The organism is Bacillus cereus group sp. BfR-BA-01309 (assembly GCF_022664315.1).
GTDB lineage: Bacteria > Bacillota > Bacilli > Bacillales > Bacillaceae_G > Bacillus_A > Bacillus_A mobilis.
The window spans coordinates 230501-256759 of sequence record NZ_JAKUHE010000006.1; the positions used below are offsets into that span (position 1 = coordinate 230501).

Here is a 26259-nt window from a genome sequence, read left to right on the forward strand (position 1 = left end):
GGTTTCAAGTATTCATTTCAGGAAGAGGACTGGACAGTTAGTATTACTTTCCCTGTACTTTTTCTACTTTCGACCCATTCATGTGCTTTCCCTGCATCTTGAAGTGGAAAAGATTTCGTAGCCTTAATTTGCAAACTTCCGTCACTTAAATAACGGAAAACTTCATTTGCAGTTTCTTGGAGTACTTCGGGACGTTTTTTTCGTGTAGTACCAAAGCTAAAACCGAGTATAGAGCGACAACTTGCGTGTAAATCTTTCGTTTGAAAGTTACCAATTTCGCCGCTTGCATTTCCGAAATGAACGAGGCGACCATAATAAGCAAGACATTTTAAACTTTTTTCCGAAACTGTTCCAGAAATAGAATCTAAAATTACATCGACCCCTTCACCATTTGTCAGCTCATTGACTTTCTCTACAAAATCCTCATCTTGATGACAAATAACATAATCAGCTCCAGCGTCTAAAGCGATTTTACTTTTCGCTTCATTTCCGACAGTACCGATAACCGTTCCAGCACCTAATAGTTTAGCAATTTGAATTGCTGTCGTACCAATTCCACCAGCCGCTGCATGAATGAGTACAGACTCGCCTTGTTGAAGCCTTGCTACATTTGCAAGTAAATTATAGCTTGTGAAAGATACGATAGGGCATGCCGCTGCAGTTTGAAAATCGACTTCATCAGGTAAAGAAAAAGTAAGGTTTTCATTTGCAACAACGTATTCTGCGTAAGATCCATTTTGAGGAAAAGCAATGACACGTTGTCCAGGATAAATATTTTTTACATGAGAACCGACTCGTTCTACAACACCAGTTGCATCTATCCCTGGTATAAAAGGTAGTGTTGTATTTCCTTTTTTACCATAACGGGATTTAATATCGGCGAAATTTACACTAGTAGCAACAATTCGAATTAAAACTTGATTGTCTGAAATCTTTGGCATATCCACATCTGTATATTTCATCACTTCAGGACCACCGAACGACGTTACAATAATAGCTTTCATTATATATCCTCCTAAATTTGACTATATAAATCATTTTAAATCGCCATTAGAAATTGGAAAATTATATAATAGTTATGCGACTTTATAAGGGAAGCTTATGAACTCATTCGATCATTATATTAATTTATATAAAACTTTTTGGAAAAATCGAACGAAATATCAATTACTTGCCAATATATAGTGTAAGACAAAGGAGGGATGGTATATGAAGGATGAAACAGTGTATACAGATTTAATCCATTTAACTTTATCAGGCAATAAAGAAGCATATAGCGAGTTGTATGATAAAACGATTCAAGAAGTATATAAAACATCACATTTTTTAATAGATGATAAAACAGATGTAGATGATGTCGTTCAAGAAATATACATACAGCTATATGAATCGCTTCGTAAGTATGATAGCAAGAAACCATTTCGCCCTTGGCTAATTGGACTTGCGATTAAACAAATTCACTCTTATAGAAGAAAGAGGTGGATGCGATTACGAATTATAAAAAAAGCAGAAGAGCAAAGAAAACCAGTACAAATTGATTTTTCTAACGATGTTGTAAGTAAAATATCAAACCAAAAACTAATCGAACTCATTCATAAATTACCGTATAAATTGAAACAAGTTATTATATTAAGATACTTACACGATTATTCACAAGAAGAAGTAGCACAAATATTACATATTCCAATTGGTACTGTGAAATCTAGAATTCACGCAGCATTAAAAACACTACGTCAAAAAGAGCAAGTAGAAGAAATCTTTTTAGGAGAGGTAGGGAATGTGAAATGAGTTTAGATTGTAGAGTTAGAGAATCTATACGAGAAGAGGCGAAGGGGATTGTTGCCCCGCCGGAGTTAAAAGAAAAAGTAATCATTCAAATAAAAATGAATCGAGGGGGGCGTAAGAGAAAGAAACATCTTATTGCAGGAGTGCTTGCAGCAGCTCTTTTAATCCCGACGACTGGTTTTGCGTATCAATCTATTATGGCGGATGGTATATACGGATCTTTTGAGAATTTAAAAAAACATGCTGGAACGATGACATTAGAGGCGTATATGCGTTTTAGTGCAAAGTTATCAGAAGCGAAAGATGACATGGGTGCGAAGGAATATGAAGAGTTTACAAAAGAACTAAAAAAATTAACAAATGCAAAGCTTGCATACGGAGATTCGAACGGTAATATTGATTATGATCAATTATCACCAGCAAAAAGAGATGAAATGAAGAGGGTAAGTATGGGGCTTCAACCATACTTTGATAAATTAAATGGTCATAAATCTAGTAAAGAAGTATTAACAAAAGAAGAGTTTGATCGTTATGTGGAAGCTTTAATGACGTATGAAATCGTACAAGTAAAGACAAAATCAACTGGTGGAATGAAAGTAGAAGACGTACCTGAGGCGTACAAAGAAAGATTTATTCAAGCAGAGCGGTTTATGGAGTATGTAGATGAAAAGGTGAGATAAGTAAAAAAAGCTCATAGCTTAAGCTGTGAGCTTTTCTTATTGAAATGTAAATATATTAACCACCTATTCCTTTTGCTAGCAATAGGAAGTATACAACTACTAATATTACGCCATTTAATGCCGTACCAACTATTCCGAATAACCAATTCTTTGATGCGATTGCAAAAAGAATACCGAGTAATGAAAGTATAGCTAGAATCGTAATAATTAAGGTTAAATTTGCATGAGGTCCTCTTAGAATAAAGAAAGAACATATACTTGCGAGAAACATTAGACACGAGAATCCAAAAAGTTTATACATAATAATTCTCCCTTAGTTGAAGTGTCATTTAACTTAGTACACGATTTTCTTTAGTTTAACATAAATTTCCTTACCGCATGAATAGCGACTCTTACAAGTAATATCGCACTTATAAATAAACCAACGTAATCAACGAACGACACTTAAAAATTGATTATTTGGTTCTGTCGCACTGTTTGCTAAATTCAATAGAGTACTCAATTATATTTTTTCATATTTACAGTATCTTTTTGTATAAAGCAATCTAAAAGGGAATAACCAGCTATTAAACTTATTATCGTAACAAAAGTTGTATTGATAAGAATAATATTAGTTAAATAAGGTAGGTATGCACCAACTGGTGAAAAGAGTAGAGCTGGAGAAAAGGAAATGAATAGCGTAGGTACGGTAATAGCGATAAATTTATCCGGTTGAAAGCGCCAGTTTTGTTTACTTGTTTCGCGATTAATGGATTGAAGGAATCGTAATAAAATGCCAACTATAAGAGGGAAGAGTGTAAAGTAGAATAATCTTGGATACACGTTAAAATTCACCTGTGAATCTGTATCTAAATAAAATTGAATTTTCACCCCGACAAATAATAATAAGACGATAAATAAGGTGAAGCAGAGATATAGCATCACTTTTTGCATTGCATTCCACCATCCTTTATTAAAGATATATTCAAAGAAAAAAGAGATATACAATAACTACTGTTGTATATCTCTTCTTTTACGGTTAGTTAATAGTGGAGTTTACTTTTTCTTGCTTCGTGAAATAATCTATAATGCCCATCGCGCTAATTTCTATATCTAGATGTAAAATGTTATAAACAGAATGATCTGATGGAACGTTTAACTTTGTAAGGTAAGAAGAGATCTTATCCATTAATGCAGTTTGTAAAGCTTTAGTCGCTTCATCGAAATCATTATACTGTTCAAAGACCTCTTTACCAGTATGAACGAAAATAGGTAGCCAATGTTCAAGCTGGTTATATACTTCTGTAACATTGGATGATGCACCGTAATGACCGAAATAAATAGTATCTACATTCATACTTTGAATGTGATTTTTTGAAGCAATCATCGCATCTGGTTGGAATTGTGAAGGAGACGTTGATGGGAGATATAGTTCTATACCAACGTCTGCGAGTTCTCTATAATAAATGCCAATTGTATCGCCAGTAAAAATGCCGTTTGTTAATGAATCGTGAATGCTAATATGGTGCTTTGCATGTCCCGGTGTATCATAAAATGTAAGGATGCGGTCTTCGGCAATTTGTAATGTATCACCATTTTGTACAATACGAACACGTTCTTCTTCTATAGGAAGAATTGGATCAAACAGTTTATCGAAATCTTCTTTGTATACAGCTTTTGCGCCTAAAATGAGTTTTGTTGGATCAATCATATGACGAGCGCCGCGAGAATGCACATATAAAGTAGCATTTGGGCACTTTTCCATCATTAAACCAGCAGCCCCGGCGTGATCTAAATGAACATGTGTTACGATAATGTTTTTTACATCGTTTAAATCAATATGTAATTGTTGTAAGCCGTCTACAATATACGGAAGAGAAGGGGCTGCACAAGTTTCAATTAAAGTAATATCGTCACCTAATAAAACGTACGTACCAGTTCGTTCATTATGTTGTAAATCAAAATCATCAATAAGATATAGGTGAGAAGATAATTGCTCTACTTTTTTCATCATTACCACTCCTTATTTACTGTACGTTTCTATTATACGCTAAAATAGAAAAAAGGCAGAAAACGAAAGCTCGTCTTCTGCCTTTTTAAATTGTTATTATTTCGTTTGTTCTTTATTGATAGACATAACGAACAGTCCAACTATGCCACCAACAATTGGCAGCATAATCTCTCCTGCTAAATTAAAGTAGGAGCTTAAAAATAAACCATTAACATCGATTACCCAGCCGATCACATACAATAACATCATATATAGTACGAAATAAAACTCGCGATTTGAAATCGTTTCATGTTGTGCAGTTTTCATAATGAACACCATCCTTTTCTTTTATAATGGAATATAAACTGTCACATTTTGTTCACAATTCAATTGTAAAACTTTCCAACATAAAAGTCTAGTAGTTTGTGTCGAATTTTCGAACAGAAATAAAGCGCTTTTATTTTGGAGGAGAATACGTAATAAGAGCTGTATATTCACGAATGTAGTATAGTATAAACATAGAATGATAGTGAAGAGAGGGGCAAGGACCATGACAGTTTATGATTTTTCAGCTAAAACGATAACAGGAGAAGATAAGTCGTTAAAAGATTACGAAGGAAAAGCGCTTCTTATTGTAAATGTAGCTAGTAAGTGTGGTTTTACACCGCAATATAAAGGTTTACAAGAAGTATATGATAAATATAAAGACCAAGGACTAGAAATACTCGGTTTCCCTTGTAATCAATTCGGAGGACAAGAACCAGGTACAGAAGCAGATATTACTAGTTTTTGTGAGTTAAACTACGGTGTGAATTTCCCGATGTTTGCAAAGGTTGATGTGAAAGGTGATAAGGCACATCCGCTTTATACATACATGACAGAACAAGCACCAGGTTTACTCGGTATGAAAGCAGTGAAATGGAACTTTACTAAGTTTCTAATCGGAAAAGAAGGGAAAGTAGTAGGGCGTTTTGCGCCGCAGACGAAGCCGGTGGATTTAGAGGTTGAGATTGAGAAGGTACTTGGGTAAATATCACGAGTCACTGCTTTGGTCACTTCCGCTAAAAAAGTTCGTTTAGCCTTTCCGCTACCGATTTTTGCATGCTTGGTAGTACGTGACTATACGTATTTAATGTCGTACCAATATCCGTATGCCCCAGCCGTTCGGATATTAATTTCACGTTAATATTTTGCTGTATCAACACTGTCGCGTGAGTATGCCGTAGATCATGTATACGTATCTGAGGAAGCTCTAAGTGCTTCGTAAGTGAATAGAACGCTCTACGGAAACTCCGTGGCTCTAAAGGTCTTCCGTGAATTGTAGGAAGGACTAAGTCTAGGTCTGTATAATCTTCGCCATAGATAAGTTTTTCCTGTCGGATTAACTTTTTATGTGACTCTAGTTCTTCTATAAGCACGGTAGGGATGTGTAGTGACCTTACGCTTGCCTCATTTTTCGCTCCGATCTTCAGCTCTCTACCTACTGTTAAAGTCTGTCTGATATAGACAATGCCGTTTTCCATATCAACGTCTTTCCAACGTAAACCTAATATCTCGCCTTGCCTCATTCCGGTAAGTACAGCCATTAAATATCCGATATAATAGCGCGTAGGATACTTCACACGTCTTCCTTCATCGATGAATTTAGTAACCTGTTCTAATGTCCAAACTCTCATTTCTTTACGAGTCACTTTCGGTAAGGTGACCCCGATAGTTGGATTAAACTTTACCAATCGTACTAGAAATGCTTTCTTAAACGAAGCGCTTATAATTCGAAAAATTAATACGATTGTATCCTCCGCATAGTGTGACTCGTCTACTAGATCGTTTACAAACCGCTGTAAATGCCTCGCGGTCACTTCTTGTAATTTAAAGTGACCTAACTTAGGTTTGATCGTTTTCTGATATAGAGCAAAGTGAGAAGTATACGTTGATTTCTGCAACTTGTTTTTCCTCTCTTGAAAATACTCTTCCATAAACTTTTCGTAAGTCATATACGTAGGCTTGAGATATTCATTAGTTAGAATTTCCGCTTTGAGCTTAATCATTTCCTCGTTAGCTTCTTGCTTTGTTTTAAAACCTCTTCTTCTAATTTGTTTGCGTTTCCCAGTCATAGGATCCTTCGCAATATTAAATATGAAATCCCAATTACCTGTCTTTTTATTTTGTTTTATACTTCCATTCATGTCGAATGACCTCCTTTAATTTGGTCACAAGACGTAATGATAGTTTCCATTACTTGTATTTTATCGCTATAGTCACCGTTTGTATAGAGTCAGAAAAGTAAAAAACGCAGCAGTGGGAGAATACGGTTTATACAATTCTACCAATTAGTCAACTAGCGATATTCGGTAATGAACCGGAATCTATTAGTCCATGTGACACGTAACCACATATGGCGGCTTCCACACATGGTTGTAGTTCACACTAACAAGAACTATCTTTTAACTAGAAAAAGATTACGAGCCAAAACCTTGAAGTCTATTTCTAGCGAAATATCCTTCCGTCATTAATGTATTCAGCGGTAATTACTTATATAAAATAATGCCGCTAATAGATGGGGAGATACAAGAAATGTAAGCGAAGTTGTGGGGGTTTAAATGGTTAAGGAGGTGTTAATAGTGAGGAATGGAATAGCGGAGTTATCAAACGATATTAACGTAATCACCGCAGAGATAAAGGATTATCAACGAGTAGCAGGCGAAGCAGTTTTTGAAATAGGACGTCGATTGAGGTATGTAAAGGAAAACAATTTAGTTCACAGTGAATTCGGAAAATTTATCAGGATGAATGACGGTCCGTGAATTACGTGAGGTAAAGAAAGCACCCCTCCGCAAAGCAAACGAAGCTAAACAAGTACTCGGTTAACTACTAGCGGAAGAACGCAATAAACCACCGGAAGTGAAATACGTAAAGGATACCGAATCGGAAAAACAACTACGTTTGTATCGTGAACGTTATGGGGATATATCCGAAAATGTTTACCAGATTACGAACGAAACTGAAATATCCGGCATGGTAATGGAGTTTTCGGAGCACACACGTGACTTTATCAAACAGTGGGCATTCTTAAAACATTACGAAGGTGAGTTTCATGCGTTAAATAGACGATCTGAAACGGAGTATGAAAGTACGTTGAATGCATTGCTAGATTTCTTAAACGATGTGTAACGCGTAGTAGAGTATTCGAAAACATCGTCCTTTCAATTATGTATCTAACTGTATGCATTTCTAGGGTTTATTACGGAATAGGGCGGTGGCTACCTATTATTTCCGTTCTTATATTCCTTACGTATTTATAGGTTGCAGAAAGTAGTTAAATCGTGCGGGTAAAAAGGAAAAAATATAAAATTATTAGGTAGGCATAGCGGAGGAATACTTAGTAGACAGACGTAATTATTAGCCTCCGGTACGTAGGAAACGCACGAGAAAAGAAACGTGGCAAATCGATAAGGAAGCGAAGTCTAGGAACGAGGAGAGACGGAGGGTATATCGGGAGTTTACGAGGGTGCAGGCGGTTAGGGCGTATAATATAAAGAGTTAGTAAATTCATTAATAATTCCGAGATATAACTACCAAAGATGGTGGTTATATTTTTTGTTTATGTTTATAAATTGGGTATAATTTAGCAATGAAATTATGATAGTATTTTAAGAGATAGAAGTTTCGTTCCAGCTTTAAATGTAGGAGGTAGATTTGTGAAAGCAAATGAAATAATTAATGTGTTAAATCTTTTTAAAGATTCAAGCTACCAAAAGGTGTTAATTAGAGGAAATTGGGGTATTGGAAAAACTGAATATGTTTCTAAGTTTATAAAAAGTTATAAGAATGTTTGCTATATTTCTCTATTTGGAAAAAAAGACATTAACAGTATCATACAGGAAATATACTTTGAAATAGTTAAAAATGAGAAAACTGGTAAAATAAAAAAATATTGGAGGCAAATTAGTGAAAAACTAAATAAATTTAATATTTCATACCATGGAATTTCTCTATCAATTCCACTTATAGGGGATTTACATAATACATTATATAATGAATTAGGTCATAAAGATGCGTATATTATTATATTTGATGATTTAGAAAGAAAGCATGATGATCTTAATGTTAAAGAAATATTAGGGTTGATTGATAATCTTTCAAAAATAGAAAATATAAAAACGGTCCTTATTGCAGCCACAGAACAGCTTGATGAAAAGAGTAAATCAATTTTTAATGGTTATCAAGAGAAAGCTATTGATCGAGTTTATACAATAGGGGAATATGCGAATGAGGCGCCTGTAAATATCCTCGGTCAATCGGTATGGAATACCATAGGCACACTTGTTGAATCCTTGGAATTTAAAAATTTGAGGACTTTTGAAAAGACAAATTTGTTTATTAGAGAAGTGGTCCAGGTCCTAGGTCAAGATATTTTTAGCAATAAATTCACAAGAAATGACCTTTATCGAATGTGTTTTGCGACGGTATTCTTCAACATTGAACATAAAAATGAATTGAAATTATTAAATGAAAAAGATTCTAATTTTAAAACTACAAAGGCTACTTACAGTAACGAAAGTGGAAATATAGAGTATCTATGTCGTTTCATTCTTAAAGATTCAATGGACAATATAAAGAGTAAATTTGTATTTTATCATATCAAGAAATGGTTTGAAACAGGTGCCTACTCTAAAGAAACTATTATCGATGCGATTAATTTCATCAATAATAATGAAGATAACCCTATAAATTACTTTTCTTCTGAGCAGGAAATAATAGAAGATGTAGAATATTCACGAAAATACATTAGGGGTCTATCTGGGAATGAGAAAATGATTGATATTATTTCTATATTGTCTAATGCAACTATGTGGAGCAGGGATTTATCTATTGACTTTGGGATTAGCATCGATGAAATTCTCACTTTAATAAAGGGGAATATCTCTAATCATATAGATTTAGAAAAAAGTAACTATGAAAATAAAATTGATTCTTTGCGTTTCACTATTCAAAATAAAGAATTCCAAAATATATTAAATCCGATAAATAGGGCTATAGATATTGAATACTATGAGCAATTATTAAAGAAATTAAATGAATGTCTTATTGATAACTCTTACAATAAGTATTCTTATATACAAAAATTAATCCAAGAATTACCTTCGATTAAGGATGGTTCGATAAGGGTTAGTCTAGTAAAAGACATAAAGAACCAACAATTTCTCTTTCCAATCCCCTCCGGTAAAATTAGTAAAGAACATTGGTATTGGTGTGTCTTAATTGAAGAACTTATAAGAAATATAGAAGAGGTATGGGGAGTAGAGGGCTATTGTAACGATTTCAAAACTTATTGTGATAATTTAGAATGTACAAAACAAGATAAAATGCTTCAAATTAGATTAAAAGAAATTCTCAGTAGAATTACTAACTAGTAAAAGTATGTTAATTTTTTGCATATAAGGAATTTTGCGAATGTAAGTAACGTAACCAATGAAGAAGAGTAGAGGTCGCCAATTCAGGTAACCTCATTTTTTCTTATATAGACCTCTTTTAACTGGTCTCCAATTTCCGCTACGTTTTAACGCCCACCAGATAGCCTTACCTTTTGGTTCTATGTATGTATCGAATTGTTCCTTATTGAAAGTAGAACTATTAAATATACTAACTAATTCTTGCGTTGTATATGTTTTATCAGGCGATACAGTTCTTTCGAATTCTTGAATGAATTGAAGCGTTTGGTCGTTCAGTGAGTACTTTTCTACCATATATATATCCTCCGAATAAAGTTTAATAATATTATTTTAGCATTTATATCGAGTAACTACTAATTCTAATAATGACTCGTCATATAGTAGAGCGGTACGTCTAACACAGGTGAGGCTATAAATATAATATATAGTGTCGAAACGAGGAGGAGCGGAGAAAGTTACACGAGTGCAGGTAGTTAGTTCGTGTTATATAAGGAAAATGTGCTGATATACACCCTATTTGAAAATTTGTAAGGAGGTAAAATCTTAAAGAGTCAACTTTGTTATTGGAATGTTATTATCTATTAGTAGTGTTCAATTCTTATCTTATATACAGAAATATAAAAAGGTGATACTTTATAAATAAGGATTTTAAATGTAAGATATGGAAGGTGATTGGATGTTTGCAAACGTCATAGCACATACTAGTGCCAAGACGCAATTAAGTTCTATTCGAAAATTCACGAGTGAAATGGAAAAAAACAATACATTAAAGGTAGAAGAATTATTAAAAGCAATTGATGAAGGTCCTGAAGAAATAACATTAGATCAACAGGAAGAGTACCGGGAAGCTATATTAGATGAATTACATGAGCTTGAGAAAACATACCCGAGTTTATTGAGATATTCCAATGTAGTTTTAACATATTCTATCGTAGAACAATATTTAGTAAGGATTGTTAAACCACATATGATGGAAAAACTAGGTTATGAAGATTTATTTGAATTAAATCCGGAATTTGAAAACGAGTTGAGAAAATTACGTTATAAAGGTAGTTTACTAAAAAGAATAGGGAGATATATTACTAAAGATATGGGCATACCCTTCCCTTTTAATAGTAAAGAGTGGGATTTTATTGAAGATTTAAATATCATCCGTAATAATATTGTACATTGCAATGGAAGAGTGTACGATGATAGGGATTACAAAAAGTTAGAAAAGGTAATAAAATCATATAGTTCAATTAATATTAGTAATAGTTGTGAAATTGTAATAAAACAAGAATTCATTATACATATGCTTAATCAAGTAGATGTATTTTTATCACTAGTATTTGAGCGTGTAAATCAAAAAAGTAATTAAATCACTATAAATAGAGAGTAATATAAGCACCAGTTTAAAGCTGGTGTTTTTTAAAAATTTCAGAAGAAGTCGATTAAATGGAGAATAATAAATCACTAAGCAGATAAAAAATTAACGTAGAACTAGAATCAGTAGGAGAATGTCCAGATAGCGGATAGCTTGAAAAATTAGTAGAGATTAATTATTATACGAGGAGTTGCACGATACGGATCACATGAAAGTACGGAACAATGAATATCCGATTATGAGTGATACACAAATACAACGTAGGCAGGAAGGTACTCGTCAGCGAAAGGGAAACGGTAGTGAAGTTCCGTTAAAGGCAGCTTTTGGTCTAGCGGCGGTTTCGTTAGACCATCGGATTCCTAGACGAAGAAAGCGTACGATTAACGAAATGTTACGAAGTGATCGTGCGAAATCTCGTAATAAAGAGCGTCATCAGCAATATCGAGAGTTTACGAGAGTACAACCGGTTATGACGTATAACGAAAGAGAATTGGCTTCATGCAGGTAACTAATAGTAGGAATACATAGTAATAACAAAAGAGACCACATTTTAGTGGTCTTTTCTATTTTTATAATATGGAATTATCTACTATAATTGAAAGTGGAGGTGAATTTATATGAACGATGAAAAAGTAGTACGAATACCGATTAGTCCTAAGCAAAGAAGAATGAATGAGCATGGGAATGGTTACGTCGAGTGTGAAGTTTCTTCGAGATGGTTACAATTTCAAGAATATAACGAAGAATTAGGTCTTGTCCACGTAGACGTGATGACTCTAGGAGAAAATGATAAAGAGCGAAAATTATGTGAGTTAATTCTTAATAGAGATGAGCTTTTAAAGGTACTTAATATTAAAAAATAGTTTTGAAAGGGTGTTGTAGATGATATTGCCGCAACTAATGATCGATATCGAAAGTTCAAGAGAAAGTAATGTTGAATACGACGTAGAAGTAGAGACTCTTAGTGGCAAAAATGCTGTTTTTACTATTAAACTCTCTGACTTCGGGCATGAAAGCAAAATACAAGAGCAAGTAACAAGTTACATTGAGGACGCGGAAGATAAAAATGAATTTGCCCTATTTAAAAACGGAGTCTCTTTAAGAATTGGCGATATTGTATACATAAAAGTTAATGAGGGTTCCGATCTTCCGTTTTAATTACATTTAGATAATTTTCGACGGAGCTACTAACTTTTACCCTAAAAAGTATCCTATTAAGTGGATACTTTTTAGGGAAACGAATGAGGCGGGTAAGCTCCGTCCACCCTTCGCATTTATTACGGAAGGGGAAAACGAAATGCCTACATTAAGAATTTTCGATGTAACTACCGGTGAAGACCGTACACAAGAATATAGTTTAATAGGAAAGTTAATTCCTAATAACTTTATGTATAGATATAAAAATATACCACCTCGAATATTGGTGGCGTTAAAGTTTATCTTACTATTAAAGCACAATCTGGAATATAATAACTTTTTTCTGTTTGCAATATCGATCTAATTGTAGGACCAGGTAATGTGAAATAGCCGGGAATAACAACACCGTTCTTATTAATTTCATCCGTCATATGAACGCCTTGAGTACACTTAGAAGTATCAATGTTCGTTAATGGATATTGATTTTGTAATGCCCCAGTTTGGCCCATAGCTGCATATTTATTTGCCATAACATAAAGTGTTGATAAAGCAGAATCTAAATATGAAAACCATACAAGGGTTCCTAAGCCAGGATTATCTGGCATACCAGCTATCAAAGGTGCTTTATTAAATATTCCAGTGCTGGTAAAAGAATTCGCTGGAATAGCAGCTGCCATACAAAACCAAGAATTCAATGGTGGTCTCAAAGGAATGGGCTGTCTCATAACAGGTTGTTCTGTAATAAATTTATTTGCAGCATAAGCTAAGGCATAGCATCCTAAAGATAGACTTACTATAAAGATTTACTATTAAGAGATTAAAAGATATTCGGTAAGTATTCACTAACGTTCATACTTACCGGTAATCCTTTTCTAACGAAAAGAATTACTATCCTATATAGTCGATAAAGTACTTATATAAAAGATACTCCGCTAAATAATAAAGATAAAAAGAAAGTACATGAGTGTATTGATAGGATATCGATATTTCATTAATTTTAAAAAGGAACCTCGATTATTAAGTAGAAATATAGATTTATCTACTTTTTAATAGGAGATAATTTAAATGGCGAAGAAAACAGTTATCGGTTTTGAATCAGTTTCTAGTCCAAGAGAAGGTAAGAGTTGGATAGAAAACGTCGAAGAGATATCTGAAAAAGCAAGGGAAGAAGCGGAGTTTGATAAACATATACAAGCCGAACTCAAAATGCTTATAAAGTATTGCGAGCAACAAGAAAACGAAGAAGTAAAAGCATTCGCTAATAGTATCGTGGAGAAAATAAAGCCATTAATTAAAACGAAATAGTGTTACTAACGTCTCTTATAGTGAGGCGTTTTTATTTGCACAGAAAGGAGTACGTATTCTTTTCTCTAAGAGGAAAACGATAAAATACTACGAAAGTAATATAGAGGAGGGATGACGGATGAACGGTAGCGTTAAACAAAATAAAGAAACAGGTAAATGGGACTTTGTATTTAGTATCCCTAAATACCCACTGACTGGAAAGCGTAAGCAAGTACGAAGAAGGGGATTTAAAACAAAACGTGAAGCTACGGAAGCAATGGTTAAATTGAGGGTTGAATACCTAAGTGTTGAGTTTTTAGAGCCGTCAACAATGAAATATGTAACATATATGGAAAAATGGTTGAAAGAGAGAACGTATACTTTACAAGAGACTACATATGAGGTCCATTTGTCTTACTATCGAAATGTTATTAAACCTAATCTAGGCCACATTAAATTAAGAGATATCGAGCCAATAAATCTCCAAGAATTCATAAATTACCTTGTTTTTGAAATGGAGTATTCTCCAAATACCGTTCATTTAGTTTTCCGGATAATTAAGTCCTCACTAAAAAAGGCCTGTACTTTGAAGTTAATTAAAGATGACCCAACCATTGGGGTTACATTACCAAAAATCAGAAAAACAGAAATGAATATATGGACGTTAAAGCAGGTTAATTATTTTATTACACAGTCGAAACAAATCGAACGTTTAACACGTTTCTATATAGTATATACTGTCGCGTTATTAACCGGTATGAGACAAGGTGAAATATTGGCATTACGATGGAAAGATATCGATTTTAAGAAACGAATCATTTATATTCGACAAACGATTACTCAAAATGCTCAAATCAAAGTTGGTGCGAAAAATAATTCTAGTGTTCGCTCTATTCATATCCCGGATCTATTAATAAAGGAACTTGAGGAGCATCGAAATAAGATAAGAGAGGAAAAGAGGTATTTTAAGCGGGAGTATAAGGATGTGGATTTAGTTGCTTGTACTAGAAAAGGGAATCCAGTAATAGCCCGGAATTGCAGAAGAGAGTTCTATAACTTAATCGAAAAACTCGCTTTACCTAAAATTCGTTTCCACGACCTACGACACACGCACGCAACGATGCTGATACAACAAAATGTAAATGTAAAGCTGATATCAGAACGGTTGGGGCATACGGATATACAGACGACGTTAAATACATATAGTCATGTGCTGCCGAACATGCAACGAGAGGTGGCCGATAAGCTTGATGAGATGTTTGATTAACTTATTTTTAAAAGTAGATAGTTTTCATCAGATATTGACTGTATTTCTATAAAGTCCTATCCTAGTGTTAAGGGGATATTTACCAATGGGTAAGGAGTGATTTGGATGTACAGTAATTATTTAGAAGAATCTATGGCCAGACTAAAGTCCGTTATTGATGACAGTGGTACACGGCCCATATTATTTGTTGGAACGGGATTATCAATGCGCTACCTTAATGCACCAAACTGGATTGGATTACTAGATATGTTGATACATAGAAATCCTAATTGTATCTATCCAATTGCATACTACACGCAAAATTGTGAAGATAATCCTCACATCGCATCGCTATTAATTGAGGAATACAATAAGTACGCATGGGATAATTATAGAAATGGAGTCTTTCCAGAGAAACTTTATGAATCAAACAATCATAATAGTATGTTTTTAAAGTATCAGATATGTAGAATATTTGAGCGGATAATGGGAAATTTCAAATTAGAGGATCATCCATTAAGTGAAGAAATAGAACTATTACGCAAACTAAAACCGCATGCCATCATTACTACTAATTATGATAAGATGTTAGAAAAGATTTTCCCTGAGCATTCTGTAACTGTAGGGCAACAGGTTATAAAATCTAAAGAGTCTTTACGTATAGGTCAAATTTTAAAAATCCATGGTTGTATAGATAAGCCTGAAGAAGTAGTTATTTCCAGAGAAGATTATAAAAAGTTTCATAAAAAGCAAAAATATTTAACAGCTAAATTACTTACATACTTCATGGAACACCCGATAATATTTTTAGGGTATTCGCTTTCAGATTCGAATATAAAGAAAATCTTATTAGACATTGCTGAAATGGTTTGTGAAAGTCCGGAAGAAATCGTTGAGAATATTTGGTTTATTGAATGGAGTAAAGAACCTATATCAAATGAGTATAAACCGCCTAGTGACAAATACATTGCGTTAGACGACGGCAAAAGTATTAGAACAAATTACGTGCTTTTACACACGTTTGAAGAGTTGTTTAAAAACTTAGATCAAGGTGACGTATCTTCTGTGAATGCTTTACAAAGTCTCGAGGATAAAATCTATAATATTGTAAAAAGTAAATCTATATCGGATTTAAAAGTAGACTATTTAACAATGAGTCATATTGAAGATGAGGATGCATTAGCAAGGGCAATGGGCTTTCAGCGTACAGATGACCCTGGAAAAAGTGAAGCTAGAAGTGTTTCGGTTATTGGAGTAGGTGTAATGTCTGACCCTGAGCAAATTAAATTGAGATTTCCGTTCAGGCTTTCTGACATTGCTAAGCAGTTAGGATTAACACATTATAACTATGTCAGTCAACTCATAGATAAAGTCAAACAACAGACTACTGTTAACATAAAAGACACGAGTAACAGGTATCATTTTGATGTTAGTGTAGTGGAAAACCAGCCTCAACATAGGTATTCAGCCGATGCAGTAGAACTACTTAGAAAAGTACTTAATGGAGAGGAATACTCGGTTTATGACGAAAGTAATAATCTTGTAAGCCCTGAGTTTATAGAAGAACAACCTCAACAATTAGGTATGGAAATTTAAAAAAGAGGCTACCTTAATCGGCGGCCTCATTCGTTTTGCTACTACGTATAAATTTATAAAATAAATGCACATTACTGCCCTTTAAAATCAGGAAACTGATTTAAATATTCAATAGCTATTCTCATTACATAATCACAATTTACGTCTGTAAGCTTTCCTTCTACTTTATAAGTAAACGATGGGATTAAACACTGAATATGACTACCGATTTCTTGTATAAATATCGGTCTATCATCATCTTTATCTAGATCTTTCATTAAATAATGTACCTCTGTATAATCCGGACATGCATAGTGAGAAATAAAAATTAAAAATGAAACATATACAAAATGTTTAATTTCTTTTTCTTTTTCAAATATATGATTATAGTATTTATCCCATTTCTCAATAAGTATTTCTGCAAATCTTAGAAAAGCTCTAGGATTTTGAATATTAAGCTCACTCGACAAAATTCTTGATATACCAAAATATGACGCTCTGATAGTATATTCAGTATTCTCGTTTTTATAGTTATAATTATCCGATAATGAAGAATCATAAAAACTAGGGGCTTCATCCGGTTTATATATGAAATAAAAATCTTCTAAATAGAAATATGCTAATAGGGCTTCCCGCAATGCTTTATGTGATTTTTTGTCCGGAACAAGATATTTCATAATGAAATTTTCTGAAAGCGTCTTAATTTGATATTTTGTATTAATAAGATATTTTCTTTGAAAAATCTTTTGTAAATAATACTCAGGTTTACTAACTCCTTTTTCTTTTAAAGCATCAAAGACTACTTCTTCATCCATGGCGACTACGAAAAATAATCCAGGTAAATCGAGATTAGACTTAATCATCTGAAACACAGTAATAACTTCATCTGGGAAAAGTCTGTCTAATTCGTCAATCATTATGACAATTTTTTGTCCGTCTTCTTTGAGGGTTTCATCTAACATATTATTTAAATCTTGTTTCCTCTTTGATAAAGGTTTCTCGTCAAGTAGTTCATCGCTAATTACTTGTATGGTATCTCCTGCGATTGTACTTGCCGTAGCAGCGGCAGCTGGTGTTATACCGTGCATATATGATCCAGCAAATGTTAAAGCTTTTGTTGCTGAAGGTATTATTTTTCGTGCATATTTGAAGAATGAATTTTTCGCATTTTGGAAATCTCCTTCTCCCATTGCATAGTATATTTCTTCAAACAAACTTTTTATCAAATCTTCTTTTTCAGTGACCATCCAAGGATTAAAGCGTACAACTTTACATTTTCCTATATCTAATTTAGTTTCTATAAAATTTAACATTGTAGATTTACCAGCTCCCCATGAACCATTTATAGCAAGGGAATACGGTAGTTTTGGTGAAAAATCATTAATAAATGTAGCAATTTCCTGAGCTTTCTCTTTAAATCCAAGTCTATCTTTTTCTATGTCTTCTAATGGCAAATATTGTAATTCTTCTATCATTTGTTGTCCTCCCTAAATCGATAAACTATTTCTTAAATCTTATATTATAATACAACTATTGGGTTAATTTAACAATAAAGCAAACGGCCAAAAAGGCGGGTTCCCCCGTAGGTACTCCTTTTTTAGCTTCCCTATCGATTTTCTACAGCCTCTTTTTTATATAATTAACAAAACTGAACAAATGAGCGTACTCTTACCGTTATACACTACGGTACATATTACCAGCCGAACGCTCGCGGCGCACGCCCACCCTCTGAACCTCACCCTTCGATAATTTCTTCCACGCACGGAAACCGTGCATCGTAATCTATGTAATACCTAACTATGGGAAGTGCCAATTTCACTACGTATATATAGAAGCAACTATAATAACGACTTCCCAACGCTTCCCATTTCGTCAACTTTGCGTTCCTTACAGACGTCTCTTAATGAAATTTCAATAAGTAACTATAATACGGATAATCCGCGCCATATAAGGAAGAAACGGATTAAATCGCCTATAGTACGGTATAGTAATTTGCGACTTTTACCAGGTGGAAGGATCAGACGGACGTGCTCCGATAATTTTTCGATAGGAACAAGTCACAATGTAATCGTTAATTGATTTTCGCTTAAATATGCGTGAATAACGGCTTTTATTCGGAAATTCTAGTATTTTATCGTTATGAGCCGTTGTGATTTATTGTGATTTTCGCCAGCTTTCGGCTTGTTATATGCAGCCATTCCGAAACTTTTAACGCACATGTAAAGCAGTCTGATTTAACGCTATATAGAAGAGATTGGATTCGGGAGTTTACATCGTTTTACATTTCGGAAGTCTCCGCTGTCTTACACACACACCCGCTGGAATTTTCGGAAGTGGGTCATTTTTCGCCTATATATAGAAGAAACTCGTTTTGTACCTTTCTTAACACTTCCAATTTCACCAGCCGTACCCCTCCGACAGAGACGTGCCTCGAAAACCTCAACCCTACCGTTTGTTACCTCCGTTCATAAAAGTATACCTTTACGAACCATCAATAACAGGTCGATTATTAAGTGAAGTAACGTCCGTTTAATATAAGAAAACACTTTATGAACGTTCATTTATTTTATCGACTTTTGCGAACAGTTGTTTTACAATCGAATCAAACATAACGGAAAGGGAGTAAGGGGAATGGCGGAGACTAGAAAGATCGGATACGTAAGGGTAAGCGCTAAGGATCAAAACGAGGGCAGACAGTTAGCTGCGTTAAAGGAGTTAGGTATTTCGGAGCGTGATATATACGTAGATAAGCAGAGCGGTAAGGACTTCGAACGGCCAGAATATCAGACGCTTAAACGTGTGCTCCGTAAAGGCGATATATTATACGTTCATTCACTTGATAGGCTAGGACGTAATAAGGATGCGATATTAAAAGAATGGAACGAGATAACACAAGAGATACAGGCGGACATTATCGTAATTGATATGCCTCTGCTAGATACAACGAAGTATAAGGATAGCGTCGGTACATTCGTAGCTGACTTAGTATTACAAATACTCTCATGGATAGCTGAGGAAGAGCGTAAGAAGATACGCACTCGGCAAGCTGAAGGAATTGCCAACGCACGTAAGCAAGGGAAAGAACTAGGTAGACCTAAAGTAACGATTACAGATAAGTTTATTGAAGCATATAAGCGATGGAAAGCGGGAGAGATAACGGCCGTTACAGCGATGAAAGAAATAGAAGTAGGGAAGACAACGTTTTATAAGTTGGTAAAAGAATACGAAGCAAAGTTATAGTCGGTAAAATAATACCGGCTTTTTTCTTTAGGGGGGCGGGGAGCTATTTGGAATTTTGGTTCGCCAGGTGCCTGCAAAATCCGTACAAAATTTAAAACTTCGGGTCTAAATCACTAGATAATACTCTACGTTTTAGAGTATATAAGCCGTTTGGAAGGTATTTGTATTACTTCGCATGTACGTACTCGATTTTGCTGATAAATGTCTGGGGAAATGGATTTAAAATGAACATTATGGTTTCTAATACGTAATTTGGAAAGGAGAATTGCCGTGTTTCTATCGATGGATTTAGTTCAAAGGCATGGGTGGGGGAGGCGATACTTCCCTTTCTAAAGTATCGCTACAATTCTTCTTCTTTCAAATAAAAGCTAAAATGTACTATAATTAAAATTATAAAAAATCTAATAATATCTTTTGCGGATTAAAAATAATATAAAATGGAGGATTATAGCTTGAGTATATTTTCTACTGTATGGATAGATGGAAAAATCCCTGATTTTCACGAGTTAGCAGAGCAAAATAAAGATAGAAAATGGATGTTTTTTCTTGATACGAATTTCGTTATTTATGCCAGAGATTATATACATAACAAAAAAGATTGGAATAAATTGAATCCATCCCTAAAAAATGAATTTTTAAGTGCTGTAAATATTATAAAAAAATGGTCTAATCGAATAATTTATCATTACGCTTGTGAAGAAGCAGCGAGAGATAAAAAGACTGGAAACTTTAACTCTGAAAAATATAGATTACTAGTAGCATGTTTAGAAGAATTATTCGATAAAGCATATTGCAAAGAAATTTTATCTGAAAACCCCTCTATTGACAATGATCTTTCTTTTTCTAAAGTACCTTTACTAAGAGGAAATGGTCTGTTCACTATGCAATCTGCCCTGACATATGCAGCAATTTTAAAAGCCTATACCATGAAACACTTTACAAAGCATGAAAACGGTAAAGAAAAAATTTGTGACTACTTTAATTTTTTAGATGAAGAATTAGACGCATTTTCTCCGGTGCAAATAACTTTTTCTATACATTACTTAGGAAACGAACTAAATATACTTAGAAGGACAAGTCCTAATAAAGGTATTACTGAAATATTAAATAAAATATACGCTGCTGCAATAGACTTACAAATGCCTACAAGAGCTTCTCAGATTTCTGGAATATCTAATTATCAAGAAATCCCTATATTTGTTACTTTTGATAAAGGAAGTAAATTAATATTTGATTCCTTGTTAATTGAAGAATCACAAAATACTTTGGGTAATCATACTAATATTCCTAGTTATAGTTTTATGATATTTTATAGCTCTGGATGGAAAAATGATGAAATTACTGAATTATCCCAAATTGCAAGCAGTATAAGTAAAAGAAGGAGGTTAAAAGGGAAGGGAGCTGATTTTAATTTGGATCGTATATTGAATATATGTAGTTCATTAGAGGGGGAACTCATAGAACATATGGAAGCTTTGTATATCAATACATAGTATGACTGATTTGAATTGGATGCTCCGAACGAGGGATGATGGAAGGGGAGGGAGCGGTGTTTCTACAATTGAAGGCAACGGTATTTGGACGAAATGGGGGCGAATATGTAAACGAAAGAAAACCGCCTGTTATAGGCGGTTAATTTTTTATAGTATTTTAATATCACGTATAAGTTCCTTAATGTCACGTTCTTCGCCTTTCTCAAACGATTGGATAAAATCGTTTAATTTAGCCTCGTAATTTTTAATAGCTTCTGTTTCGCCCTTCGCACCTTTGATATCGCCTACATGCTCAAGTACTAACTTTAAATCACCTGAAAGCATTTTTGTATCAGAGTCAGATAACTTTCCGTTATTAATTGATGATTTTTTTAAATCAGCGATTGATTTATCGGTTGTCATAAGTATTTTCCGTATTGCCCCTTTAGCCTCGGAAACTTCTTTTTCAATCTCAGCTTGTTTTTTCTTTTCCTCTTTTTCTTTTTGCTTACTTTCCTCTTTAGCGTCTTTCTCTTGTTGCTTACGTTGTTTCTCGGCGTCTTTATTGGCTTGCTTTTGCGCTTTTTCTTCTTCTTTCTGTACCTTCGCTTGTGATGCGGCTTCTTTTTCTTGTGGAGTACATCCAGTAGTAAGTGTGAGTGACGTACCGATAATAACTAATCCGAATTTATTTAACCATCCATTCCCCATTTAGTTCACTCCCGTTTGTATATTCTAGTACAAGTATATCAAATAAAGGAATATATTGGATGAATGGGCGTGTTTTTTCAATAAAAAAGAACGCTATTATTTAGTAGCGTCCTCCTCATCTTCTACGATAAGTAGTAATTCATTCATATCGGTAATATTTAATTTATCTGCGATCTTCTCTATCGCTTCTTTCGGGTATCTCTTCATTTTTCCGCTCGCTAGTTCACTTATTGTCCGTGTAGACAATCCGTTTTCATCATCGATTAAATCTTTCTGATCCATACCGCGAGATTTTAATATGTCACGTAGCTTAACTTCGATTCTCTTTGCCACTATGTATCACCCCTTGTCTATATTATATAGATAAAGGAGAATTACGTAAAATGTAATTTAAGGGTTGACTATTACGGTAAACGTAATTTATGATGTATGTATAGATTACGGTAAACGTAATTAAAGGAGGGGAAATGAGAAAATGAATTTACAAAATATCGAAAAGGTAAACGTAAATATCACGGTGGAAAACGGGGACGGCTCGAAAGTAACATTCGCTGAGAAAGCCTATAAAATTACGGATAAACACGTTCTATCTATATATGAGGACGGAATTTCAATCGAAGAGTTTACTCACGGTGATAATGACGAAATTATTCTTGGCGATACGGTATTAGACTTACAAGGGGATTTAGATGAAAGCTTGGTCGATATTACTCAAATCGGAAATATGAGCGCGCTTGATTTTCTTTTAACACTTGCATCGATTAAAAAGGATATCCATTAAGGGAGGCGTTGAGCATGTTCGCAAAGCTAAACCGTTACTTTGGTCTGGAGACGTTATCTGATTACACTTGGTATTTTGGCACTTTCATTATCGGAACACTATTATTTTTAATCGATATGTTCATAGCGTTTATTTTATAAAAATTCGTAAAAGGTGAGTCGTAAGATTCGTCCGTTATAGGCAGGCGGATGAATCATCGATCTAAGTAATACATTAAGGTGGCATGGAGATGTGAGACGGTAAACTCGCAGTTGTGTGTGACTTTTCGGCATTGGCCTATAAATAAAAGGGGGAAACAGAAGTGGAGAAAATAACAGTTAATTTTCATTATCAAGACGTAGATGGACTAAAGGAATCGAAGTATGAAGCGTATTTATTATCAGATTCGGTGTATTACGTGTTTGACGGAAATAATTTAACTTTCCGTGAAATACCTTTGTGTGAACGCGGCAAAAAAGAGCTGACGATATACGATTCCGATAGTTTTAGAGCGGTCGAAATTAACTGTAAAGCAGAAATCGAAAATATACACGAAATGAGCGCCGTTGAATTCATTGAAGCGGTACTAGAAGGACAGAATTAAACCAGCGGCAACTGGTCAGAAAACAAACCCGGATAAGATGAAGACAAAAACAACGACGGCAATTTTATATATAGAACGGAAAAAGAAAACACGCGCAGGCTATACGCGTGTTTTTTGCGTTTATTTAATCGGAAAGTGTGCGAAATGAGAAATTCACGCGTCTTATATAGTATAGGCGGTAAAAATTACGAAAACGGAGGCGCGGAAATGAGAAAACCAAAAATATTTCGCAAAGCAAAGGGAGCGTACAAAGGGAATTTTATCAAACTTCCATCAAATCTAAAACACTACGTATATCATCCGAAGTACAAAGCCGAAATGAGTTATCTTTATGCGTTGATTGTTGACTATTTTAACGAAGAGTTTGGATACGCCTGGCCGTCAACGCACCGACTAGCGATGGAATACGGTAAAGCCGAAAAGACCGTACGAACGCACTTGAATGTGTTAGAAGAGTTGCGATTGATCCAGAAGCGAAGAGGATTATTAGGTAATAGCTATCGACCGTATGAACCATTAGACGAGGAAGAGTTTTTCGAAGAGTTCCCGGATGCAAAGAAAGCATACGAGAGAGCATTACGAAAATTAGAAGCGGAAAAAGAAGCAGGAATAGAGCGTAAAAAAGAGCTTTATGGCGCTCATTTATTCGACGATTCTTCGGAATTTTAAAGAACGGTAAAAAAGTACAGTTAAGCGAGGCATTTTAGGTAATTCCGTAAGGGTAATATTTACCGTCTAACTAGATTTATTATAACGAGATTTAAGGAAAGAGATTTAAGATAACGAAGCATTCGCTTACGCTCATACTCCGGGAATCATTTTCTATCGAAAATAATTCCTATCTTATATATTATCGATTAATTACTTATATAAAAGATACTTCGCTAAATAGTAATAAAGATAAAACATAACTGTATTGGTGGGCAAAATCTTAAAAATGAAGGAGAGCGCCCTGAACCGAAACAACTTGAGCGACTAGCAGATTTGTTGCTATACGAAGAGCTTGCGGATACACATCCGGATAAGATGGCTCGAAGTGAGTTTCCAATTATGAGTGAAACGCAGTTAGCACGAAGGCAGTTCGGTAAAGGTGTGAAGAAAGGAAAATTAGCGAAAGGTGAGGTATCGTTAAAGAAACTAAAGTATATTGGTGTTGATCATAAGAATCACCATATACCTACACGCCGTCCGTTAAGTGATTACGAATTAATTATACGAGATTGAACGAAGTCGAGGAACAAAGAAAGACTACGTAACTATAATGCGTTTGTGAAACCTGGAAAGGTTAATACATGGCAATTACAGTGAGTTATTGAAATAACCTTACGGAGTATAACTTGTAAGGTTATTTCTTCGTAATTAGACAAACTTCATTTCCACATCCGCGGGCAGTAACCCTTGGCCCTTTAATTTATTAAACATTTCCTCGGTTAATGGTTGGTAAGTTCTGAATTTAGTTAAGTCAATACCTTCGGAAGGAGTAGAATATCCGTTTTTGTTTAATAAATCGTTTAAGTATTCTTTCACCTTTTTATACCCAGAGAAAGCATCTGTAACTTGATCCCTAGTAATATTTTTATTTCCAGCATGTACTATAGAGTTTCTATATGCATATAGACTTTTTACCCATGCATTAATTACTGGATTTTTATCAAAGCTTAAGTCAGTACCTAAGTTACTACCCAAATGCTTCTCAAATAAGTTTCTAAAGTTTTTTATACCTTCTAATTGTTTTACTTTTTTATCAATTTCTGAGCGTCGCTTATTCCTTTTTTCCATTTTAGTAATGGTACTAATCTTTAATGCGGTTCTAATAAAAATCTCAAAAGACGTTTGAAGCTGTATTATTGAATGGGTATAGTCCCCTTTATATAGTGATGACTCAGCCTGAGAATAGAACTGTTCGACTAATCCGATTTCAGGATAGTTATTCCATGTAGCCACACACGACATTACACTTTGAAACGCCTCTTTAGTAACCTCTGTATCCGTTACTAAAGGGATAAGTTCCTCAATTCTAGTGTAAAGAGTCAGTTCATCATTGAATTTTATTATCGTGTGCTTAGGTAAATCAAGGAAATCTATATTACGTAAATATGTTAATCCATTAATAGAACGGAAAGCATCAATAAATGCATTTACATACTGTATCCCGTGGTCTAGAGACTCTTTAATAAGTGCAGTTTTATCTTCATCAGAGGTAACCTTATTTTTTAACTCAGGGCAAATCTCTAAATATACAATAGTATTTTCTTCTTCAGGAATATCGAGATATTCATAGGTTGAAGGGTAGGTTATTTTCTTGATATAGGTATCAAATGAGATTGTAAATTGAGCATAACCCGGGAAAATAGAGATAGCTTTTTTTCCTGTACCTACGGGAAGTTTATATGGTAGTAAAAATGGGATTTCTATTTTCATTTTTCTATTCTCCTAATCTTACAGATTTATACAAATACACTGTTTAGATTATAACACATCGAAAGGACGAATATCTAATCTGTGATTAGGAGAAAAGTTTATAGTAAAATTTATTAATTAATACTAATAAATCATACCTTAGTTAACCTTATAAGTAGAACCTCTCAATTGATAGTATTTAAGGAAGAAGTTCTATTAAGGGAAACGAATGAGACGGGTAAGCTCCGTCTCATTCGTATTTGCCTATTTATTAACACTTTGCTTTTCTTTATTTATATATCCTGGGCAGTATAGTTAATTTCAACTACCTTAGCAAGTGGTACAAACTTTTTTAGAAAGACTACTGTTTTTAATCCCTGTAGTTACCTATACCTTATATAAGAGTATCTTTATCAAATACTATTGTTATTTACACCGTTTTGTGGTTATACGTATTGAAGAGAGTACTAATTTTTATATCATTTTGTATCCTATTAAATGAGAAATCCTAATCAAATTTTGAGGTAGTACCGACTGTAAGTAATCATGGTCGTTATTATATAAACTAATTGTTCTA

General features: G+C 34.2%; 32 protein-coding genes. 20 read left to right on the forward strand and 12 right to left on the reverse strand.

The features are described from left to right. Positions 1-17: 17 nt before the first annotated feature. Entirely contained in the window at positions 18-1004 is a 987-nt protein-coding gene (locus tag MR115_RS13985; RefSeq protein WP_242241694.1) for a quinone oxidoreductase family protein, read from the reverse strand. 205 nt (positions 1005-1209) lie between these two features. On the opposite strand from MR115_RS13985, the gene MR115_RS13990 reads away from it, so the two are divergent. Next, a complete protein-coding gene (locus MR115_RS13990) occupies positions 1210-1788 on the forward strand; it encodes a sigma-70 family RNA polymerase sigma factor (RefSeq protein ID WP_242241695.1) in 579 nt (192 codons plus the stop codon). Further along, a complete protein-coding gene (locus MR115_RS13995) occupies positions 1785-2465 on the forward strand; it encodes a DUF3600 domain-containing protein (protein ID WP_242241696.1) in 681 nt (226 codons plus the stop codon). The genes MR115_RS13990 and MR115_RS13995 overlap by 4 nt, the downstream gene beginning before the upstream one ends. Before the next feature lie 55 nt (positions 2466-2520). On the opposite strand, the gene MR115_RS14000 is transcribed toward MR115_RS13995, so the two are convergent. The 4 genes from MR115_RS14000 to MR115_RS14015 form a co-directional block, all read right to left on the reverse strand. Beyond that, positions 2521-2766 carry a hypothetical protein gene (locus tag MR115_RS14000; RefSeq protein WP_242241697.1) on the reverse strand — a complete coding sequence of 82 codons (246 nt, stop codon included), beginning with the start codon at positions 2764-2766 and terminating at the stop codon, positions 2521-2523. Between the two features lie 197 nt (positions 2767-2963). After that, positions 2964-3398 carry a hypothetical protein gene (locus MR115_RS14005; RefSeq protein WP_242241698.1) on the reverse strand — a complete coding sequence of 145 codons (435 nt, stop codon included), beginning with the start codon at positions 3396-3398 and terminating at the stop codon, positions 2964-2966. A gap of 85 nt (positions 3399-3483) precedes the next feature. After that, the gene (locus MR115_RS14010) at positions 3484-4455 is read right to left on the reverse strand and encodes an MBL fold metallo-hydrolase (protein WP_242241763.1); all 972 of its coding nucleotides are present in this window, start codon (positions 4453-4455) and stop codon (positions 3484-3486) included. Positions 4456-4551: 96 nt separating this feature from the next. After that, entirely contained in the window at positions 4552-4761 is a 210-nt protein-coding gene (locus MR115_RS14015; protein ID WP_002127081.1) for a DUF3925 family protein, read from the reverse strand. Between the two features lie 223 nt (positions 4762-4984). Here MR115_RS14015 and bsaA point away from each other — a divergent pair, with 223 nt between their 5' ends. After that, positions 4985-5464 (forward strand): glutathione peroxidase, encoded by a 480-nt coding sequence (gene bsaA / locus MR115_RS14020; RefSeq protein WP_242241699.1) that lies wholly within the window; start codon positions 4985-4987, stop codon positions 5462-5464. Between the two features lie 31 nt (positions 5465-5495). On the opposite strand, the gene MR115_RS14025 is transcribed toward bsaA, so the two are convergent. Further along, complete coding sequence (locus tag MR115_RS14025; protein WP_098222638.1) at positions 5496-6620, reverse strand: site-specific integrase; 1125 nt, start codon at positions 6618-6620, stop codon at positions 5496-5498. A gap of 435 nt (positions 6621-7055) precedes the next feature. On the opposite strand from MR115_RS14025, the gene MR115_RS14030 reads away from it, so the two are divergent. From MR115_RS14030 to MR115_RS14040, 3 genes are all read left to right on the forward strand, one after another. Further along, positions 7056-7238 carry a hypothetical protein gene (locus MR115_RS14030; protein WP_309243102.1) on the forward strand — a complete coding sequence of 61 codons (183 nt, stop codon included), beginning with the start codon at positions 7056-7058 and terminating at the stop codon, positions 7236-7238. Positions 7239-7335: 97 nt separating this feature from the next. Next, positions 7336-7605 (forward strand): hypothetical protein, encoded by a 270-nt coding sequence (locus tag MR115_RS14035; protein WP_098222644.1) that lies wholly within the window; start codon positions 7336-7338, stop codon positions 7603-7605. Between the two features lie 527 nt (positions 7606-8132). After that, the gene (locus MR115_RS14040) at positions 8133-9848 is read left to right on the forward strand and encodes a KAP family NTPase (protein WP_242241700.1); all 1716 of its coding nucleotides are present in this window, start codon (positions 8133-8135) and stop codon (positions 9846-9848) included. Between the two features lie 93 nt (positions 9849-9941). Here MR115_RS14040 and MR115_RS14045 read toward each other — a convergent pair whose 3' ends face one another. Beyond that, positions 9942-10181, reverse strand: coding sequence for a hypothetical protein (locus MR115_RS14045; RefSeq protein WP_098222650.1), 240 nt, complete (start codon positions 10179-10181; stop codon positions 9942-9944). A 382-nt stretch (positions 10182-10563) separates the two neighbouring features. Between MR115_RS14045 and MR115_RS14050 the strand changes: the two genes are divergently transcribed. The 4 genes from MR115_RS14050 (at position 10564) to MR115_RS14065 (ending at position 12411) form a co-directional block, all read left to right on the forward strand. Further along, on the forward strand, positions 10564-11247 hold the full coding sequence (locus MR115_RS14050; RefSeq protein WP_098222718.1) for a hypothetical protein: 684 nt from the start codon (positions 10564-10566) through the stop codon (positions 11245-11247). A gap of 214 nt (positions 11248-11461) precedes the next feature. Beyond that, positions 11462-11761 (forward strand): hypothetical protein, encoded by a 300-nt coding sequence (locus MR115_RS14055; RefSeq protein WP_098222653.1) that lies wholly within the window; start codon positions 11462-11464, stop codon positions 11759-11761. 109 nt (positions 11762-11870) lie between these two features. Beyond that, complete coding sequence (locus MR115_RS14060; protein WP_242241701.1) at positions 11871-12116, forward strand: hypothetical protein; 246 nt, start codon at positions 11871-11873, stop codon at positions 12114-12116. A gap of 19 nt (positions 12117-12135) precedes the next feature. Continuing rightward, positions 12136-12411, forward strand: coding sequence for a hypothetical protein (locus MR115_RS14065; protein ID WP_098222659.1), 276 nt, complete (start codon positions 12136-12138; stop codon positions 12409-12411). Between the two features lie 278 nt (positions 12412-12689). Here MR115_RS14065 and MR115_RS14070 read toward each other — a convergent pair whose 3' ends face one another. Further along, the gene (locus MR115_RS14070; protein WP_179867232.1) at positions 12690-13097 is read right to left on the reverse strand and encodes a hypothetical protein; all 408 of its coding nucleotides are present in this window, start codon (positions 13095-13097) and stop codon (positions 12690-12692) included. 358 nt (positions 13098-13455) lie between these two features. On the opposite strand from MR115_RS14070, the gene MR115_RS14075 reads away from it, so the two are divergent. The 3 genes from MR115_RS14075 to MR115_RS14085 all read left to right on the forward strand — a co-directional run bounded on the left by MR115_RS14075 (position 13456) and on the right by MR115_RS14085 (position 16516). After that, positions 13456-13695 (forward strand): hypothetical protein, encoded by a 240-nt coding sequence (locus MR115_RS14075; RefSeq protein WP_098222664.1) that lies wholly within the window; start codon positions 13456-13458, stop codon positions 13693-13695. 118 nt (positions 13696-13813) lie between these two features. Then, positions 13814-14941 carry a site-specific integrase gene (locus MR115_RS14080; protein ID WP_098222667.1) on the forward strand — a complete coding sequence of 376 codons (1128 nt, stop codon included), beginning with the start codon at positions 13814-13816 and terminating at the stop codon, positions 14939-14941. A 105-nt stretch (positions 14942-15046) separates the two neighbouring features. Further along, complete coding sequence (locus tag MR115_RS14085) at positions 15047-16516, forward strand: SIR2 family protein (protein WP_242241702.1); 1470 nt, start codon at positions 15047-15049, stop codon at positions 16514-16516. A 71-nt stretch (positions 16517-16587) separates the two neighbouring features. Here the strand turns inward: MR115_RS14085 and MR115_RS14090 are convergent, their stop codons facing one another. Continuing rightward, positions 16588-17970, reverse strand: coding sequence for a KAP family P-loop NTPase fold protein (locus MR115_RS14090; RefSeq protein WP_242241703.1), 1383 nt, complete (start codon positions 17968-17970; stop codon positions 16588-16590). Positions 17971-19126: 1156 nt separating this feature from the next. Here MR115_RS14090 and MR115_RS14095 point away from each other — a divergent pair. Further along, a complete protein-coding gene (locus tag MR115_RS14095) occupies positions 19127-19735 on the forward strand; it encodes a recombinase family protein (protein ID WP_098222676.1) in 609 nt (202 codons plus the stop codon). Between the two features lie 452 nt (positions 19736-20187). Next, entirely contained in the window at positions 20188-21228 is a 1041-nt protein-coding gene (locus MR115_RS14100) for a hypothetical protein (protein WP_242241704.1), read from the forward strand. 147 nt (positions 21229-21375) lie between these two features. Here the strand turns inward: MR115_RS14100 and MR115_RS14105 are convergent, their stop codons facing one another. Further along, entirely contained in the window at positions 21376-21918 is a 543-nt protein-coding gene (locus MR115_RS14105; RefSeq protein WP_242241705.1) for a hypothetical protein, read from the reverse strand. 96 nt (positions 21919-22014) lie between these two features. Further along, positions 22015-22251, reverse strand: a complete 237-nt coding sequence (locus tag MR115_RS14110; protein ID WP_098222685.1) for a helix-turn-helix domain-containing protein — start codon at positions 22249-22251, stop codon at positions 22015-22017. Positions 22252-22393: 142 nt separating this feature from the next. Between MR115_RS14110 and MR115_RS14115 the strand changes: the two genes are divergently transcribed. The 5 genes from MR115_RS14115 to MR115_RS14130 all read left to right on the forward strand — a co-directional run bounded on the left by MR115_RS14115 (position 22394) and on the right by MR115_RS14130 (position 24506). Then, positions 22394-22699: a hypothetical protein gene (locus MR115_RS14115; RefSeq protein ID WP_242241706.1), complete on the forward strand. Its 306-nt coding sequence runs from the start codon at positions 22394-22396 to the stop codon at positions 22697-22699. Between the two features lie 14 nt (positions 22700-22713). Then, a complete protein-coding gene (locus MR115_RS29840) occupies positions 22714-22839 on the forward strand; it encodes a hypothetical protein (RefSeq protein WP_255863982.1) in 126 nt (41 codons plus the stop codon). 161 nt (positions 22840-23000) lie between these two features. After that, complete coding sequence (locus MR115_RS14120) at positions 23001-23282, forward strand: hypothetical protein (protein WP_098222692.1); 282 nt, start codon at positions 23001-23003, stop codon at positions 23280-23282. Between the two features lie 144 nt (positions 23283-23426). Continuing rightward, positions 23427-23951, forward strand: a complete 525-nt coding sequence (locus MR115_RS14125; protein ID WP_142313705.1) for a helix-turn-helix domain-containing protein — start codon at positions 23427-23429, stop codon at positions 23949-23951. Positions 23952-24269: 318 nt separating this feature from the next. Then, positions 24270-24506, forward strand: coding sequence for a hypothetical protein (locus MR115_RS14130; protein WP_242241707.1), 237 nt, complete (start codon positions 24270-24272; stop codon positions 24504-24506). Positions 24507-24641: 135 nt separating this feature from the next. On the opposite strand, the gene MR115_RS14135 is transcribed toward MR115_RS14130, so the two are convergent. Then, positions 24642-25703, reverse strand: a complete 1062-nt coding sequence (locus tag MR115_RS14135) for a hypothetical protein (protein WP_242241708.1) — start codon at positions 25701-25703, stop codon at positions 24642-24644. Positions 25704-26259 lie beyond the last annotated feature (556 nt).

What these genes read in the sequence shown, in the direction of transcription:
- MR115_RS13985 (WP_242241694.1), bottom strand. Translation starts at nt 1,004, where the DNA reads ATGAAAGCTATTATTGTAACGTCGTTCGGTGGTCCTGAAGTGATGAAA.
- MR115_RS13990 (WP_242241695.1), top strand. Translation starts at nt 1,210, where the DNA reads ATGAAGGATGAAACAGTGTATACAGATTTAATCCATTTAACTTTATCA.
- MR115_RS13995 (WP_242241696.1), top strand. Translation starts at nt 1,785, where the DNA reads ATGAGTTTAGATTGTAGAGTTAGAGAATCTATACGAGAAGAGGCGAAG.
- MR115_RS14000 (WP_242241697.1), bottom strand. Translation starts at nt 2,766, where the DNA reads ATGTATAAACTTTTTGGATTCTCGTGTCTAATGTTTCTCGCAAGTATA.
- MR115_RS14005 (WP_242241698.1), bottom strand. Translation starts at nt 3,398, where the DNA reads ATGCAAAAAGTGATGCTATATCTCTGCTTCACCTTATTTATCGTCTTA.
- MR115_RS14010 (WP_242241763.1), bottom strand. Translation starts at nt 4,455, where the DNA reads ATGAAAAAAGTAGAGCAATTATCTTCTCACCTATATCTTATTGATGAT.
- MR115_RS14015 (WP_002127081.1), bottom strand. Translation starts at nt 4,761, where the DNA reads ATGAAAACTGCACAACATGAAACGATTTCAAATCGCGAGTTTTATTTC.
- bsaA (WP_242241699.1), top strand. Translation starts at nt 4,985, where the DNA reads ATGACAGTTTATGATTTTTCAGCTAAAACGATAACAGGAGAAGATAAG.
- MR115_RS14025 (WP_098222638.1), bottom strand. Translation starts at nt 6,620, where the DNA reads ATGAATGGAAGTATAAAACAAAATAAAAAGACAGGTAATTGGGATTTC.
- MR115_RS14045 (WP_098222650.1), bottom strand. Translation starts at nt 10,181, where the DNA reads ATGGTAGAAAAGTACTCACTGAACGACCAAACGCTTCAATTCATTCAA.
- MR115_RS14050 (WP_098222718.1), top strand. Translation starts at nt 10,564, where the DNA reads ATGTTTGCAAACGTCATAGCACATACTAGTGCCAAGACGCAATTAAGT.
- MR115_RS14055 (WP_098222653.1), top strand. Translation starts at nt 11,462, where the DNA reads ATGAAAGTACGGAACAATGAATATCCGATTATGAGTGATACACAAATA.
- MR115_RS14060 (WP_242241701.1), top strand. Translation starts at nt 11,871, where the DNA reads ATGAACGATGAAAAAGTAGTACGAATACCGATTAGTCCTAAGCAAAGA.
- MR115_RS14065 (WP_098222659.1), top strand. Translation starts at nt 12,136, where the DNA reads ATGATATTGCCGCAACTAATGATCGATATCGAAAGTTCAAGAGAAAGT.
- MR115_RS14075 (WP_098222664.1), top strand. Translation starts at nt 13,456, where the DNA reads ATGGCGAAGAAAACAGTTATCGGTTTTGAATCAGTTTCTAGTCCAAGA.
- MR115_RS14080 (WP_098222667.1), top strand. Translation starts at nt 13,814, where the DNA reads ATGAACGGTAGCGTTAAACAAAATAAAGAAACAGGTAAATGGGACTTT.
- MR115_RS14085 (WP_242241702.1), top strand. Translation starts at nt 15,047, where the DNA reads ATGTACAGTAATTATTTAGAAGAATCTATGGCCAGACTAAAGTCCGTT.
- MR115_RS14090 (WP_242241703.1), bottom strand. Translation starts at nt 17,970, where the DNA reads ATGATAGAAGAATTACAATATTTGCCATTAGAAGACATAGAAAAAGAT.
- MR115_RS14095 (WP_098222676.1), top strand. Translation starts at nt 19,127, where the DNA reads ATGGCGGAGACTAGAAAGATCGGATACGTAAGGGTAAGCGCTAAGGAT.
- MR115_RS14105 (WP_242241705.1), bottom strand. Translation starts at nt 21,918, where the DNA reads ATGGGGAATGGATGGTTAAATAAATTCGGATTAGTTATTATCGGTACG.
- MR115_RS14115 (WP_242241706.1), top strand. Translation starts at nt 22,394, where the DNA reads ATGAATTTACAAAATATCGAAAAGGTAAACGTAAATATCACGGTGGAA.
- MR115_RS29840 (WP_255863982.1), top strand. Translation starts at nt 22,714, where the DNA reads ATGTTCGCAAAGCTAAACCGTTACTTTGGTCTGGAGACGTTATCTGAT.
- MR115_RS14125 (WP_142313705.1), top strand. Translation starts at nt 23,427, where the DNA reads ATGAGAAATTCACGCGTCTTATATAGTATAGGCGGTAAAAATTACGAA.
- MR115_RS14135 (WP_242241708.1), bottom strand. Translation starts at nt 25,703, where the DNA reads ATGAAAATAGAAATCCCATTTTTACTACCATATAAACTTCCCGTAGGT.